The sequence below is a fragment of the Cystobacter fuscus genome (genome assembly GCF_044360685.1).
Classification (GTDB): Bacteria; Myxococcota; Myxococcia; order Myxococcales; family Myxococcaceae; genus Cystobacter; species Cystobacter fuscus_C.
Genome location: NZ_CP043491.1, coordinates 11,424,607 through 11,439,307, shown reverse-complemented (window position 1 = coordinate 11,439,307; position 14,701 = coordinate 11,424,607). Strand labels below are relative to the sequence as shown.

General features: G+C 68.3%; 12 protein-coding genes. 5 read left to right on the top strand and 7 right to left on the bottom strand.

Features of this window, described 5'->3' with window-relative positions; all coding sequences use genetic code 11:
* The first annotated feature begins 96 nt into the window (after nucleotides 1–96).
* From F0U63_RS46825 to F0U63_RS46815, 3 genes are read left to right on the top strand one after another with little or no spacing between them, the layout of a single operon-like run.
* Entirely contained in the window at nucleotides 97–2,052 is a 1,956-nt protein-coding gene (locus tag F0U63_RS46825) for a PAS domain-containing protein (RefSeq protein WP_395841663.1), read from the top strand.
* A 16-nt stretch (nucleotides 2,053–2,068) separates the two neighbouring features.
* Complete coding sequence (locus F0U63_RS46820; RefSeq protein WP_395841661.1) at nucleotides 2,069–2,725, top strand: hypothetical protein; 657 nt, start codon at nucleotides 2,069–2,071, stop codon at nucleotides 2,723–2,725.
* 2 nt (nucleotides 2,726–2,727) lie between these two features.
* A complete protein-coding gene (locus F0U63_RS46815; RefSeq protein WP_395841659.1) occupies nucleotides 2,728–3,198 on the top strand; it encodes an SMI1/KNR4 family protein in 471 nt (156 codons plus the stop codon).
* 241 nt (nucleotides 3,199–3,439) lie between these two features.
* Here F0U63_RS46815 and F0U63_RS46810 read toward each other — a convergent pair whose 3' ends face one another.
* The 7 genes from F0U63_RS46810 to F0U63_RS46780 all read right to left on the bottom strand — a co-directional run bounded on the left by F0U63_RS46810 (nucleotide 3,440) and on the right by F0U63_RS46780 (nucleotide 11,276).
* Entirely contained in the window at nucleotides 3,440–4,024 is a 585-nt protein-coding gene (locus tag F0U63_RS46810; protein ID WP_395841657.1) for a head protein, read from the bottom strand.
* A 212-nt stretch (nucleotides 4,025–4,236) separates the two neighbouring features.
* Nucleotides 4,237–5,151: a metallophosphoesterase gene (locus tag F0U63_RS46805; protein WP_395841655.1), complete on the bottom strand. Its 915-nt coding sequence runs from the start codon at nucleotides 5,149–5,151 to the stop codon at nucleotides 4,237–4,239.
* Between the two features lie 205 nt (nucleotides 5,152–5,356).
* Entirely contained in the window at nucleotides 5,357–6,805 is a 1,449-nt protein-coding gene (locus F0U63_RS46800) for a hypothetical protein (protein WP_395841653.1), read from the bottom strand.
* 240 nt (nucleotides 6,806–7,045) lie between these two features.
* On the bottom strand, nucleotides 7,046–7,735 hold the full coding sequence (locus tag F0U63_RS46795; protein WP_395841651.1) for a hypothetical protein: 690 nt from the start codon (nucleotides 7,733–7,735) through the stop codon (nucleotides 7,046–7,048).
* A 176-nt stretch (nucleotides 7,736–7,911) separates the two neighbouring features.
* Nucleotides 7,912–8,535 carry a hypothetical protein gene (locus tag F0U63_RS46790; RefSeq protein WP_395841649.1) on the bottom strand — a complete coding sequence of 208 codons (624 nt, stop codon included), beginning with the start codon at nucleotides 8,533–8,535 and terminating at the stop codon, nucleotides 7,912–7,914.
* Nucleotide 8,536: 1 nt separating this feature from the next.
* Nucleotides 8,537–9,415 (bottom strand): hypothetical protein, encoded by an 879-nt coding sequence (locus F0U63_RS46785; protein ID WP_395841647.1) that lies wholly within the window; start codon nucleotides 9,413–9,415, stop codon nucleotides 8,537–8,539.
* Between the two features lie 976 nt (nucleotides 9,416–10,391).
* Nucleotides 10,392–11,276: a hypothetical protein gene (locus F0U63_RS46780; RefSeq protein ID WP_395841645.1), complete on the bottom strand. Its 885-nt coding sequence runs from the start codon at nucleotides 11,274–11,276 to the stop codon at nucleotides 10,392–10,394.
* 67 nt (nucleotides 11,277–11,343) lie between these two features.
* Here F0U63_RS46780 and F0U63_RS46775 point away from each other — a divergent pair, with 67 nt between their 5' ends.
* Together F0U63_RS46775 and F0U63_RS46770 are read left to right on the top strand one after the other, a co-directional pair.
* Nucleotides 11,344–13,872: a TonB family protein gene (locus F0U63_RS46775; protein ID WP_395841643.1), complete on the top strand. Its 2,529-nt coding sequence runs from the start codon at nucleotides 11,344–11,346 to the stop codon at nucleotides 13,870–13,872.
* Nucleotides 13,869–14,696: a hypothetical protein gene (locus F0U63_RS46770; RefSeq protein WP_395841641.1), complete on the top strand. Its 828-nt coding sequence runs from the start codon at nucleotides 13,869–13,871 to the stop codon at nucleotides 14,694–14,696. The genes F0U63_RS46775 and F0U63_RS46770 overlap by 4 nt, the downstream gene beginning before the upstream one ends.
* Nucleotides 14,697–14,701 lie beyond the last annotated feature (5 nt).

Genomic DNA, 14,701 nt, shown 5'->3' with positions numbered 1-14,701 from the left:
CATGCCATACTGGCATCCGTTCGTACCCGTGCCTCCCGGGGCTTCTTGCCCGGCTGGGAGCGGGTCGACGGGGGGAAGCGCGTGAACACAGCGGGAATGGCCAGGCTCACTCACACCGGGGCCTTACACGGGGAGTATCCCGACCCATACATCCTGTTCCAGTCGGTGCGGAGCGAGACGGGCATCCTGCTCGACTTCGAGTGGACGGCGTTCAACGCGGCGGCCGAGCCGTGGATGCCGGGCCCGTCGCGGGCACTGACGGCGTGGCAGGGGGTGGTGGGCCTGCCGGAGCCGGAGGTGCTCGGCGCGGTGGTGGAGGGGGGCGCGCCGCTCGGCTTCGAGCTGCACGTGCGGCGGGGAGACGAGGAGCGCTGGTTCCAGGCGCGGGCCGTGAAGCAGGGGGACGGGTTCGCGTTGTGGCTGTCCGACCGGACCGAGGCCCACGAGCGCGAGCGCGTGTTGCGCGAGGCGCTGGAGCGGGCGCGCGAGGCGCTGGAGCAGGAGCGCAAGGCGCGTGAGCGCGAGGCGTACCTGTCGCTGGCGCTGGAGACGGCGCACATGGTGACGTGGGAGTGGTCGGAGGCGCGGGGGAGCTTCTCGCTGTCGGCCAACGCCGAGGACTTCTTCGGGGCGCCGCCGGAGGGGCTGGGCAGCACGGTGGAGTGGCTCCTGGGACGAGCCCAGCCCGAGGAGCGGGTGCGCATCGCCGAGGCCTTCGCGCGGATGCGCTCCACGGCGGGGGCCCATGCCTTCCAGTTCGAGGGCCCGTGGCCGGACGGCACGGTGCACACCTACGAGGTGGTGGGCCAGTCCTTCCATGAGGAGGGCCTGCCGTTGCGCGTGCTGGGCGTGGCCATGGACATCACCGCGCGCCTGCGCTCGCAGGAGGCGGTGCGCGCGGCGGAGGAGCGCTACCGCCTGGCGGCGCTCGCCACCAACGACGTGCTCTGGGAGTGGCTGCCCTCCACGGGCCACATCTACTGGAGCGAGGCCTGCCACCGGATGTTCGGCTACCACCCGCAGGAGATGGGCGACGAGGCCTGGTGGGCGGAGCATATCCACCCGTTGGATCGGGAGCGCGTGGTGGGCAGCCTGCATCGGCTGGTGGCGGAAGGGGGCGGGTCGTGGACGGCCGAGTACCGCTTCCGGAGCAAGGATGGCACGTACGTGGACGTGCTGGACCGGGGCCGGACGGCGCGAGACGCGCGCGGCGGGGTGCCGCGGATGATCGGCTCGATCATGGACATCACCGAGCGCAAGCGGGCGCTGGAGCGCATGGCGGAGGAGGCGCGCTTCCGCGAGCGCTTCATTGGCATCCTCGGGCATGACCTGCGCTCGCCGCTGCATGCGATTGCCTTGTCGGCGCGGGAGCTGGGACGGCGGGGAGTGCCGGTACTGCACCAGAGGCTCTTGCAGCGCATCGAGACGAGCGCGGCGCGCATGGGGAACATGATCTCCGACATCCTGGATTTGACGCGGGCGCGGCTGGCGGGACGGATTCCGCTGCACCTGTCGGCCACGGGCTTGCCGCAGGTGTGCCAGCAGGTGGTGGAGGAGATGATGGCGGTGCACCCCGAGCGCACGCTGTTGTTGGATATTGAAGGGGCGTGCGAGGGGGTGTGGGACTTCGAGCGGCTGGCGCAGGTGGTGAGCAACCTGGTGGGCAACGCGTTGGAGCACACGCCGCTGGACACGCCCGTGCGGGTGCGGTGCCGGGAGGAGGGGGCGGGGTGGAGGGTGCTGGAGATCTCCAACCGGGGGACGCCCATTCCGAGCCACCTGTTGGACACGCTGTTCGATCCCTTCCGGCAGGCGGGGCCGGCGAGGACGGGACGGGGGAGTGGATTGGGCTTGGGGCTGTACATCGTCCAGCAGCTCGTGCTGGCGCATCAGGGCACGGTGTCGGTGAGCTCCACGGCGGAGGACGGCACGACGTTCACGGTGCGCCTGCCCCGGGACTCGCAGGACGCGCCCGCCGCCGCGCCCGAGGCGCTGCAAGGGATGGGGGCCCTTCCCTTCCAATCCATGTCCCAGGAGTCTCCCACGGAGTAGGTCCAAGAAGCTTTCCATGAAGCTGCCCGGGACGGCGGTGTTGCTGGTGCTTTTCTCTGGATGCGTGACTGCTCAGGGCTCGGGAGGGTCCGGCCCTGCACCTTCACCAGGAAGCCGACCCGCCACGAAGAAAGAGCTGCCTTGGTTGAAAGTGCCGGGCGGACAGTTGAAGACGACTCTTTATTATGGACCCTGGCAATGCAGACGGGAGTTCATGACCGGATGCCAGAAGGAGTGCGTCCAGCAGGGCTACCAACTCATGGGCTGCATGTGGCTGGTCGACATCAAACTGGACTGGGAGGGGCGCTTGATTGCCTTGCCCATCCCTGTCGCAGGCGGTAGCCGCTATGCTGTCTACCACTGCTGTTGCAACTATCCCGTCTTGCCGAAGGTGAAGAAGGAAGCTGAGCGCAAGAGGTGGGACAACATTCGAGACACTTTCCGGGAGAAGTGGAGCAAGAAGTTTGGAGATTGGCCGACCGAAAATGGTCCTTCGTGGCCGGGCCATCACATCCGGGATCTCTGGCATGGTGGTGATCCGGTGGATCCCAACAACATCATTCCCGCGCAGCCGGATGTACATAAAGTGTTCAACGATCAGTACCCTGTCTGCTATGACGGCAAGGCGCCCTGGAATACAGCAGGGGTCGATCTGCCCTACACGGACAACTGACGATGACGACACCCATGAGAAGCCTGCTTGAGGAGGTCTCTCGTGACCATTTTCCGTGTCCCCCCGCTTCCCCCGAGGACATCGAGGAGTTCGAGCGCCGGGTGAACTGGAAGTTGGACCCAGACCTGCGGGCCTTCTACCTGCACTGTAATGGGGCCTCTCTGATTCGGCGGGAGGATTCGCCCTATGAAATCCTGCCGTTGTCGAAGATTGTCCGCGCCCGGGTGTCTATCCGAGGAATCGATGATGATTCGCGTGGTCCCGCTTCGATGTACAGTGTCTGCTACGTCCGCGATGGAAACTATGTCGTTCTAGACGTGAGCCGACAGGTGGATGGGTGCTACCCACTCATTGATGGAGACCGCGAGACCTGGCCCAATCTGGAATACTGCACACAGATTGCTAGCTCATTCTCGGAGTTTTTGGAACAAGTGCTGAGCACCCGGCGCAGTCTTTATTGGTTGGGGGAATGAAGTCCCTATGCTCTGATTTAGTGGACGCAGGTGTTGCTAGACGGCGAGACGTTGGTCTTTAGTTCGCCGGAATACGCAAGCAGGCGGTAGTGGCGGCGCTTCCATCTCCTAGCGCCTTCACCGGATGTGCCTCCTATTTTCCCAGCACGACCTTACAGCCGTTGCATACCTTCGAAAGCAAGGGGCACCGTTTTACAGGTACGTTTTCTCTTCGCGCTGCGTCCCTCTCAATCGGAGGGCGTCAGGCTGATTTGCCGTCAAGTCTTTCTTGCTCAGACTTCGCGGCCATGGAGATGGGGTACATCACGCGGAGATTCACCCGGTGATGGTACACGACGAGGTGGTAGTCCTCTTCGATGGTGATGAAGACCTGACGTGGTGGCTCGGATTGATGGTCAAGCCACGCCTGGGCTTCCTCGTGCGTCTTGAAGGTCGCGACCGGAGCGGGAAGCCCCTCTCGAATCATGTCCGCGAGATAGAACTCCAGAACGGGATGGGAGATCAGCCTGCGGTGATTCATCTCCGGGATGTACATGACGATGTGGTACTCGCCCGCGATCAACACATAGGCATGATGCGGTGGCCTGGAGGTGGCCTTCAGCCAGGCATCAGCCGTCTCGCGCGTGTCGAAGGTCGCGACCACGAGAGGAGGCGCCTGGGCCTCAAGGCTCTCGCGATAAGCCTGGAAGTCGTAGGTCTGGCCGGTCGCTGACACGAACCTGAGCGCATCCATGGCGAGGAGAAGCCGTTCCTTCTCTTCAGGGGAGGGCGTTTCCTCCCAGCGTCGCCCAAGGGATTCGAGTGCTTCAAAGGGGTTCGTGCCCATGGGCCGCAGTGTTCCTCTTCCTGGACGGGGTTCTCCAGGGCAGCCCAGCACACTCCTGCCTTCGGTCAACATTCCGACAGGTTCAGGGTCTCCGCCAATTCTTTGGACGACGGCTTCCTCGTCCCCTCCGTGCACCTCGCCCTCGGACAGTGCGTTGCGCCACTGTCCGAGGTGCGTGGTCTGCTTTTCGGATCAGACGAGGGACGGCAACTTCAGTGCGCGCTCGCCGCCTCGGCGTGGCGCAGGGTGAAGAAGGCCACCTCGGGATAGGTGCCGCGGCGCAGGTACGGGCCGCCAAAGCCAAAACCCAGACCCATGTTCACGTACAATTGATTGCCACGCACGTGGTAGTGGCCCTGGATGTACGGCTGGCCCGCGCGCCGGAAGATGGCCTCCGTGAGCCCTCGCACCACGAACTGCCCGCCGTGCGTGTGCCCGGAGAACTGCACCAGATTGCCATTCTCGGGCAGCTTCTCGACGGTGGGCGGCGTGTGCGTGAGCACCAGCCGCGTGCCGGACTCGGGCGCTCCCCGGAACGTCGCCTCCACGTCGTCCCGGTGCGTGCGCCCGTCATCGATTCCCAGCACCGTCAGCGGCGCGCCCCGCACCTGCACCACCCGGTGCTCGTTCTGCAACACCGTGTAGCCCAGGCGCTCGAAGCCCGTGCGCAGGTAGTGCGCGTCCACCCAATGATCATGATTGCCCAGCACCGCGAACACCGGCCGGGTGAAGCCCGCCAGCAGCTCGATGACACGCGGCAGCGGCTTGGGGCTGTGCGTCACGTAGTCGCCCGTGAGGAAGATGACGTCCGGCTCGCGCGCGTTCACCTCGGCCACCGCGCGCCGGATGCGCACCGCCGACGTCGCCTGCCCCACGTGGATGTCCGACAGGTGCGCGATCCGCAGCCCGTCATGCTCCCGGTGCATCCCCGGCACGTGCAGCACGTTCTCCGACAGCGTGAAGTGATCCCTCCAGCGCAGCCGCGCCTCGGGCCGCAGCGGATCCGGCCCCGGCGCTTTCAGCTCGTTGCGCCGCATGGTGTTGCGCTGCAGGGACAGTGCGGCGGAGCCAGCAGCGGTCGGGGCGGTCTCAAGGGCGGAGCGGCGGCGGGCGAGTCTCAGGGCCATGCATTTCCTTCCGTCACGGAACGGCTGGAAGTGTAGAGGACACCGGCCACACCCGACGACAGGGGGGCTTGTGCCCGCTCGCCCGGTCTCCAGCCGGTGACAGCGAGCCCCAGCAAAAGGCGGGAGGGTGAAAAGAAATTCCCACCCTCGCCGGACGCATCCCCCCCTGGCCCGAGCGGGGGGGCATCGAGCAGCCAGGGGGTCCTCAGTTCCCGCGCAGCACCGTGAGGCCCGCGTTGGTGAGCACGTAGAGCATCGCCGGCTTCACCGTGGGATCATAGACGAGCTGTGTCACGGCCGCCCCGTCCACGCCGTCCACGTGGGTGAGCTGCTTCTGGGCATCCAGCTTCCACAGCCCGAAGCCCCGCGTGCCGATGAAGAGCGAGCCGTCATCCGTGGCGGCGAGCGAGGTGAGCGCGTCCGTGGGCAGCCCCGTCACCTTGGTGCCATGGGACTCGGTGCGGCGGGAGATGGTGAACTTCCACAGGCCGAAGTCCTTGCTGGCCGCGTAGTAGCTCCCGTCCGTCGTCTGCTGCAGCGAGCGCCAGAAGTCCTTCTCCTCCAGCGAGTTGAGCTCGGGCAGATAGGAATTGAGCTTCTCGACGTTGAGGGTCTCGCTCACCCGGTCCCAGTCCGCCAGCGCCACCGAGGGCGTCACCACGCCGAGGTTCCAGTCATTGCCGATGAGCACGTCCCCGTTCTGCGCGATGCCCAGGCCATAGGTGTAGCCCGCCATCTGTGTCTGGCCGCCATCGGGCTTGGGCTTGAACCACACCGGGTGCCGGTGGCTGTTGTACTCGAGCCCCCGGATGCGGGTGACGCCGTGGTTGGTGCCGATGTAGAGGTCTCCCCGGTGCTGGCCGCGCATCACCTTCACGCAGGTGAAGACGGAGCGGTCCTCGTCGAAGTGGTGATCGTTCGTGTTGCGGATGCCGATGTCGCGCGGTCCGTTGCTGCGCGCCGAGCGGCTCAGGTGCTCCTCCAGCACCACCTGCCCATCCGCCCCGAGCTTCACCACGTCCATGTCCCCCTTCAGGTACTCGTCGTACCGCACGGGGTCGAAGCGCGTGGGATCCGGGTCGTCGTACTGGGGGAAGTTGCTGCCATCCGGGCTGAAGATGAAGGCGGTGTCCAGCTCGTAGGTAAGGTAGCCCACGTAGGCCCGGCCCGCGCTGCCGCCGCAGATGACGCTCGAGCCCAGGGCCCGCCGGTCATACCCGAACCCTCCGGCCGCCTGGCCCACGCCGCTCGTCCACCGGGGGGCGCTGTCGCCGGGCCGCAGCACGCCGATGCGCTCTCCATCCAGCAGCCAGATGTTGTAGGCGTCATCCACCGCCACGCCCTGGATGTTGGCGCCGAGCCCGTAGCGGCTGGAGTAGTTGACGAGCGCCTCGTCCGGCCACGGGCCCACGGTGGGCTCCGCCGCGGGAGGTGGTGGCTCGGCGGGGGGCTGGGGCACGGGGGCGTTCGGCTCCTCCGCGGGCGGAGGCGGCTCGACGGGCCCGGGGTTCGCCACGGGCTCGCTCGTTGGAGGAGGCACCTCGGCGACGATGGGCGCTCCGTCGCCTTCCGGTGGTGCCACCGGCTCCTCCGGCATCCCGCATCCCGTTGCCACCCACGCCCCCAACGCCCACGCCCCCACCCATCCGCGCATGTTCCGTCCTCTTCTTCCGTGGGCCCGGCACGGGCCCTTGTCCTGCGTACAGCAAGCGTCATGCCCAGCAGGACAGTTGCCCGCGAGGGGAACGCCCGGGGCAGGGGAGTCCCCAGGGAGGGAAACGACTTTCACTCCCCAGGTCCTCGCACGGCCGTACGAGGGGTGGAAAAAGGGCCGGGCCCGCTCCCCGAGAGGGAAACGGGCCCGGCGTACGTCCCTGGCGGAACGTGCGAGGTGTTACTGCTGGGGAAGCGGCTGGGTAGACGGGGTGCTCGGCTGGGAATTGCTCGGGCTCACCGGGGCCTTGCTCTTCACGCCCTTGGGGCTGGTGGCGTTGAGTTCCACGGCGACGATCTCCTCACCCTCGAGCTGGAAGCGGGCGCGCACCTGCGACCCCTCGGGGATGACGCTCGAGTCGACCTTCTTCCCGTCGAGCATCACGATGGTCTCCTGGCGCACGTCCAGGTTGGCGTCCGGCAAGCCGGGGCGCACGAGCGTCACGCCGCCGCCCCCCGTGTTCTTCAAGGTGCCGGTGGCGGTGAAGGCCTTGTCCTTCTTGAAGGTGCCCTGGCTGGCGGTGGCCAGCCCCGCCTTGTGGGCGAGCTTGTCCGCCGTCTTCTCGGCGTCCTGCTTGACGTCCTTGGCGTCCTGCTTGACGTCCCGAGCCACCTCGCTCGCGTCCTTCTTGACGTCCCGGGCCGCCTCGTTCACGTCCTCCTTGGCGGCCTGGCCGCTCCCGCCGATGGCCTGCCCCACGTCCTTGGCGGTGTTGTCGATGGCCGGTCCCACGTCGGTGGCATCCACGCCGGTGGAGACGCGGCGGCCCTCGTTGCGCTTCTGCTCCTGTTGAGCCTGGGTGTTGTCCACCTGTTGGGCCATGGCGGCGGTGCTCAGCGTGACGACCAGGGCGGTGAGAAGCTTCTTCATGGTGACCCCTCCAGGGTTGGTTCAGTGGCCTGAATGACCTGCCGCGAAACGTTGGGGACGACACACCGCGGCGCCAACCCGGCCCATGCGACCTCAGGCGGGGAGCCGCCGCCCGAGAGGAGGGGGAGCAGCCGAGCAGGTGGCTGGTTGCGGGCTTAACGCCCTGATTCGCCACCTCATCGCACGATGAAGTCGAATCGTTCCACGGCCGCCTTGAATTCCTCCAGCGTCGCCCCCGAGCGCTTCGCCTCCGCTGGCGCGTAGAGCGCTACTGCGCTCGTGGTGGGCTGTTCCTTGAGCGGCCCATCGAGGGCCACCGGCACGAAGTCTCCCGGCCACGGCACACTCAGCAACTCCCGCCCGTGCTTGATGGGCTCCACGATGGTGAAGCACGGCCACTTCGGAAGCCTGATTGTCCGCATGTCGCAACTGTGGAAAACGCACTCATCAAGCCGAGCCTCCGAGAAGTCACAGTTCGCGATTCCACCGTGCTCCCACCACCTGTCCACGCCAGCTCGCTGACCGAACCCGATACCCGTAAACTTGCCGACGAACCGACACCCCTCGAATCGCATTGACGTGAGCCACTGGTCGGCCACCTCTCGCTTCGCTGTGATGGTGCAGTCGATCAGCCTCCCCCACATTGGCACCAACTGCCTCTCTCCGACGCCGAGGACCACGGTGCAACGCCGCAACGTGAGGTTCGGGCCGAGCCAGTAGATGGCTTCCTTGTCGGTCAGTTCGAGCCGCTCGCCCTCGATGACTCGTTCCTCGTAGCGGACGTTGGAACTCGCGTGCATGTCAGAAGTAAATCATGCGAAAGAAGGTGCTCGCCATTCGCCGCCCGTGAAGCTCGAAGTTCGACTCCGTGCCGGACAGAATCTCATAGTGGTACTTCTGCCCCGTAGGGCTCACCACATCGACGCCACGACTCTTCCAGTCCAACGACGGATACATCTTCCGGAGTTCCCTCTCCACCCACCGCCCTCGCGCCTGGCGCTCCAGCAGGTTCGCGCGGTGAACGAGCCCCCGTTGGAGCATCCGCCTGATGGCCCTCTCTTCCCTCACCCTGAAGTGCTGAGGCCCCCAGAGTGAGGCCACCTGTTTCGCCGCTTCCTGGAACTGGTCCCCAAAGGGATCCGAGGCGGGAATGTCGTTGACGGACACGCCCCGTGGCAGGTGCCACCGCTCACCGTTTCTCTCTACCTGCCTATTACCGCCGCGGTGCCGGTACACCTCGTTCGCAGGTACCCCGCTCGTGCTGGCGCTCGCCGCGCTGTTACGGCTCATCATCGCGCCGGCGAGGGCCCCCTCGGGCCCCACCGTGATCGCCAGGGCCCCCTCCGCAGAGGCGGCCACCGCCTTGACCTGGTCCAACCGCACCACCACCCACTTCGGCGCCCCCTGCCCCGCGAGCTGCACCTGAGCGAGCCGGAAGCTCGGCAGCGAGCGCAACGCCGGGCCTACCTCCGCCAGCGTCCTCCCCGACAGCGCCGTCACTGCAATGATTGTCGCCCGGGCCGCGTCGGTCCCCAGTACCTTCGCGAACCCCGCCCCCGCTTCGCGCAGCTCGTCGAAGGTGGTGGCCTCCCTCGCCTTCATGACGAGCTCCGCCCACCCGTCCATGAGGCCCCACACCGTGTCGATACCGAGCCAGGCCACCAGTGCCACCGTGAGCACGGCCGCCACTCCCTTGGTCGCCGGTTCCGGCAATAGCCACAATCCAAAGTAGAAACTCGCTGTCCACAAAACAGACGTGAGGAGCGCCTTGGGGCTCAGCTCTCGACCCAGTGCTGCGTACGTTTCGTCCAGGACTGAGCCAAAGGCCAGCGCCAGGGCCAGGGTGCTTCGGTCATCCGAGCGCAGATAGGGGCCATCCTCGAAAGTCCGAGGCAGTCGCCGCCTCCTCGGGCGATGCAGAACCGCCCATACATCGCGCGAAACTCGGCCTCGGCTCGCGGGTCGAGTTGAACAGGCCCCCACTGCTCCTCTGGCAGGATGGAATACACCCTCCCCCGGCCGCCGTCAGCCTGTGGGTCCACCTCCGCGCTGAATCTGCCCGCCCCCTCCACGTCTGAGATTGGCCGCACCTCTTGGGCCTGGCGCAGCAACTCCTGCACCTCGAGCAATTCCGCAGCTGCTTCCTGGGGCCCTCCCTGGAGCCTGCGCCCCCGCGCGAGTTGCTCCACGTGCTCCCGAAACTCCGCCTGGGTGATGGGGATGGGCCGTGTTCTCACTCGCCCGGGCGCGACTACCACCACGTCAAGAACTGGAATGCCCTCGAGTCCTGGCTCCGTAGCCGGGCCCGCTCGGGCCGCATCATCCTCGGGAACCTCCGGCCAGGTGCGGCTCCGCGACCCACCCATTCCCGCCATCGGGGCGTGCGTCGCGCACGCCGCTTGGAGAAGCAGGACGACCAGCCAGAACTCCCAGGCCACCCACCGCGGCCGCGTTCGTCGTCCCTGTCGGTTTGGTTCGGTGTGGCCGTGCGGTTTCTCCAAGTTTGGTGCCTCCCCCCGATTGGAATCGCCCCTGGAGAATAGGACGGAATCCTTCCAACCAGACAGGGAGGGACCCAGCCCGGCGGGCTGCACCGGCCATAACGCATGCGACTGTGCGTCGGCCCTACCCCCTGAACGGACCTGGTTCGGCTGGCTTAGCCCTCGTGGGCCACGGTGCAGACGCCTCCGCCATTGAGGTGTGCCTGGTCCACGATGCTCTGGGTGACGAACTCCTGGAGGGTCCGCACGGTGTAGGCGCCCGGCTCGTAGACCACGGGCTTGCCCTGGGCGTCCTTCAGCTCGCGGCCCTGGGCGTCGCGCAGGTCGAGCAGCCGCTGGGAGGCGAGCCCCTCGGGGGTGATGACCTTGTCGGCGTTGGCGGTGGCGGCCAGGGCGTCGAAGCGCAGCAGCACCCCGCGGTGGGTGCCCAGCCGGTCATAGAACATGTGCTCGGCGTGGATGGTGACCTCCGTCTGGGCCACGGAGTTCTCCGGCACCACGATGCCCAGCGTGCCATCCACCCCGTTGACGCAGTCCACCATGCGCGCGTTGACGGGAAAGCCCATGCGGAAGGTGTAGACGCCCACGTTCGCCTTGGTCGCGATCCCCTCCACCCAGTAGCTGTAGCCCTTCGTGCGCATGCGCTCCAGGTCCTCCGGGGACACGTTGCCGTCCGGCAGCGTCGTGTCCGCGCCAGGAGGGGCCACGCGGAAGCCCACGCTCCAGCGGCCCGCGGCGAGCCCCTCGAGGTGCGCGAGTGGCATGTCTCCCTTCTGCACGTCCACCAGCACCTGGCCGGCCGCGGTGCGCTTCTCCCCGGTGGCGGACGTCAGCGTGAAGTCGCCCACCGACACCAGGTACTTCGTGAACTGCACGGACCAGCCATCCTGGAAGAGGTGGTCATTGTAGCCGCGCTGGGTACCGTCTCCGCCACTCAGCGTCACGCGCACCTCGCCCTCGGCCGCGGGCTCGCAGCCCACACCCCCGAGCGCCAGCACCCCGAACAGCGCGCCCCGCTTCATCCACGATCGTGTGCTCATGCAACCGGGGAGTAGTTGCAACTGTGTTGCAAGTCAAGCGGACGGTGGTATACCCGGCAGCCGACCCATGTGGACCTCCTGTCTGTTGTTCTGCCTCCTGGGGGCCGTGGCCGCGCAGCCCGTGACCCCTCCCGTCGCGGTGGAGATCGCGCCTCCCGTGTTGCCCGCCGGGGAGCCCGCGCCAGTGGCGCCCGTCGTGGTGCTCCTGCGTCTGACCATCGACGAGCAGGGCGAGGTGTCGCGCGTGGACGTGCGCGAGTCGGCGGGGGCCGCGTTCGATCGCTCCGCCATGGCGGCGGCCCTGCGCTGGCGCTTCCAGCCCGCGAGGCAGGGGGACGTGGCCGTGGAGGTCCAGGCCGATGTGCCCGTCACCTTCGAGCCTCCTCCACAGCCCCCTCCCGCGCCGCCACCGGAACCCGCCTCGGAGCCGCCCGCCGTGAGCGAGTCCGAACCGACGCCGCCCCCGGCCGAGTCGCCGCCCGCCGAGTCCTCCGAGCCGGAGAAGCCCGCGTTCGCCACCACGGTACGGGGCAAGGCCGCCGCGCCGCCCCCGGCCGCGGTGGGGGACTTTCAAATCTCCGTGGGCCAGCTCGCCGACGTGCCGCGCCACTCCGCCTCGGATCTGATGCTGCTGGCGCCGGGCGTCATGCTCGCCAACCACGGGGGCGAGGGCCATGCGGAGACCATCTTCATCCGGGGCTTCGACGCGGGCGAGGGCAAGGACGTGGAGCTGCGCCTGGAGGGTGTGCCCCTCAACGAGGTGTCCCACGCGCACGGGCATGGCTACGCGGACACCTACTTCATCATCCCCGAGCTGGTGGACTCGCTGCGCGTCACCGAGGGGCCCTATGACCCATCCCAGGGCGACTTCGGAGTGGCGGGCACGGTGGAGTACCAGCTCGGCCTGAAGCGCCGCGGCCTCACCGCCTCGGCGAGCACGGGCAGCTACGCCTCGCGGCGGCTGTCGCTGGTGTACGGCCCTCCGGGGACGAGCGAGGCCAACTTCGTGGGCCTGCTCGTGCGTCAGGGGCCCGGCTTCGGTCCCAACCGGGCCTATGCCAACGCGGGGGTGATGGCCCAGATGGAGCTGCGCCTGGGCGACGAGACGCGGCTGCGGCTGTTGGGGTCGAGCTACGCGGCGCGCTTCTCCTCGGCGGGCGTGGTGCGGGAGACGGACGTGGTGGACGGGCGCATGCCGTGCGAGGCGGACGCGGACTCGCAGTTCTTCTGCCTCTATGATCCGAACCAGGGTGGGGCGGCGCAGCGGCACCTCGTGTCCGCGGAGCTGCGCTCGCGGCTGAGCGGGGGCGGGCGCTTCGTGCAGCAGGGCTTCGCGGTGATGCGGCAGATGCGCATCCGGGAGAACTTCACCGGCTTCCTCAACGACGTGCCGCCCATCGGCGAGTCCCAGCGGGGCGATGCCACCGAGCAGACCTACCGCGGCCTCACCGTGGGCCTGCGTGGCCGCTACACGCCGGGCGTGCGCCTGGGCGATCAGCCCCTGCCCCTGGAGCTGGGCTACATCGCGCGCTTCGACGACGTCCTCACGCGCTCGCGGCGGCTGCGCGCGCAAGGGGGAGCCCCCTACGGCACCCTCTTCGACAACCAGGTGCGCACCACGAACGTGGGCGCCTATGCCTCGTTGCGGCACGCACCGCTGTCCTGGCTCACCCTGCGCGGCGGAGTGCGGCTGGACACCTTCCTCTTCGCCGTGGAGGACCAGAACCGGCCCGCCTCGGATCGGCAAGGCCCGCGCATCCCCGAGGAGTCCATCGAGGCGTATGGCTTCTTCGCGAGCCCCCGCGCCACCGCCGAGGTGCGGCTGTCTCCCCAGCTCACCTGGCTCACCAGCGCGGGCCTGGGCGCGCGCTCCAGTGACGCGGCGGCCCTGTCCGACGCGGAGCTCGCCCCCTATGCGCGCGTGACGGCCGTGGAGACGGGCCTGGGCTGGCGGCTCGGCGGGGAGGGGCAGCCCTATGAGTTCGAGGCGCGCGGCGCCGTGTTCACCACGCGGGTGTCGCAAGACCTCGTCTTCGACGAGACGGCGGGCCGCAACCAGCCCGTGGGTCCCTCCCAGCGCCTGGGGGCCTTCGCCACCTCGCGCTTCACCTTGCTCGAGCGCCTGGACGTGCAGGGCAGTGTGGCCTGGGCCCATGCCACGTTGCCGGCCCCCGGCGCTCCGTCCTGGAAGGTCTGGGAGGGCACGGTGATGCCCTACATTCCCCAGCTCATCGGCCGGGTGGATGCGTCGCTGCGCGGCCAGCTCGACGTGGGCACCTTCCCCGTGAGCTGGATGCTCGCGCTGGGCCACAGCGCCATCGGCCCCAAGCCGCTGCCGCTCGATCGCTTCAGCGAGCCCATCTTCCTCTTCGACGTGGCGGCGAGCGCCCGGTGGAAGGCATTGGAGCTGGGCGTGTCGGTGGAGAACCTGCTCGACGCGCGCTGGCGCGAGGCCGAGTTCAACTACGTCTCCAACTTCCGTGGCCCGGACGCCCCGGCCTCGCTGATGGCCACGCGCCACTTCTCCGCGGGTGCGCCCCGCACCGTGCTCGCCACGCTCACCGTTCATCTGGACCTGCAGGAGGCCGTGCCATGACCCCGACACCACGCACCACCCGCCGTGCCTTCACCACCCTGCTCGGAGCCGCGCTGCTCGGCGCGGGGGCCGCGTGTGGGGGCTCGGGCACCGGCGGCCGGGGGATCGTCTTCCGCATGGGGCTGCGCACTGCTGTTGCTCCGGGGGAGACGCACCCGGGGCACTTCACCACCGACACCGGCTGGCGTGTGGAGCTCACGGCCGCGCGCATGGTGCTCGGTCCGATCTACCTCTTCGAGAACGCCTCGCCCTTGCAGCCGGCGCCCACGGGACGGTGGTGGCGGCGCCTGGGCGAGCTGCTCGTGCCCAGCGCGCACGCGCACGAGTCCTTCTTCTCCGGCGGCAGGGTGCTCGGGGAGTGGGACCGAGAGGTGGTGTTCGACCTGTTGGCGGAGCCGGGACAGGCGCGAGTGCTTGGGCGCTCACCGGGGATCGCCGGCCGGGCGCGCTCCCTGTCGCTGTTGCTCCAGCCGCCCTCGCGGGCCCTGGGCGCGGAGGCGGCGGCGCTGGAGGGGCACTCGGTGTGGCTGGAGGGCACGGCCGAGCGCGAGGGGCAGCGTGTGCCCTTCCTCGTTACGGTGGACTTCCCCGCGCCGGTGGAGATGCAGCGGGTGGACTTCGTGCCCATCGAGGTGGAGCTGGAGGAGGAGGGGCTGTTCGTGCTGGAGCTTCAGCCCCGGCGCTGGTTCGAGGGGGCCCTCTTCGAGCGACTGGAGATGCCCGAGGAAGGGGCGCGGGTGAAGGTGGCCGCGGAGAGCCAGGTGTACCGCGCGCTGTTCGTCAACCTGCGGCGGCACACCGCGTTCTCCGCGGCGTGGGAGTAGCCAGG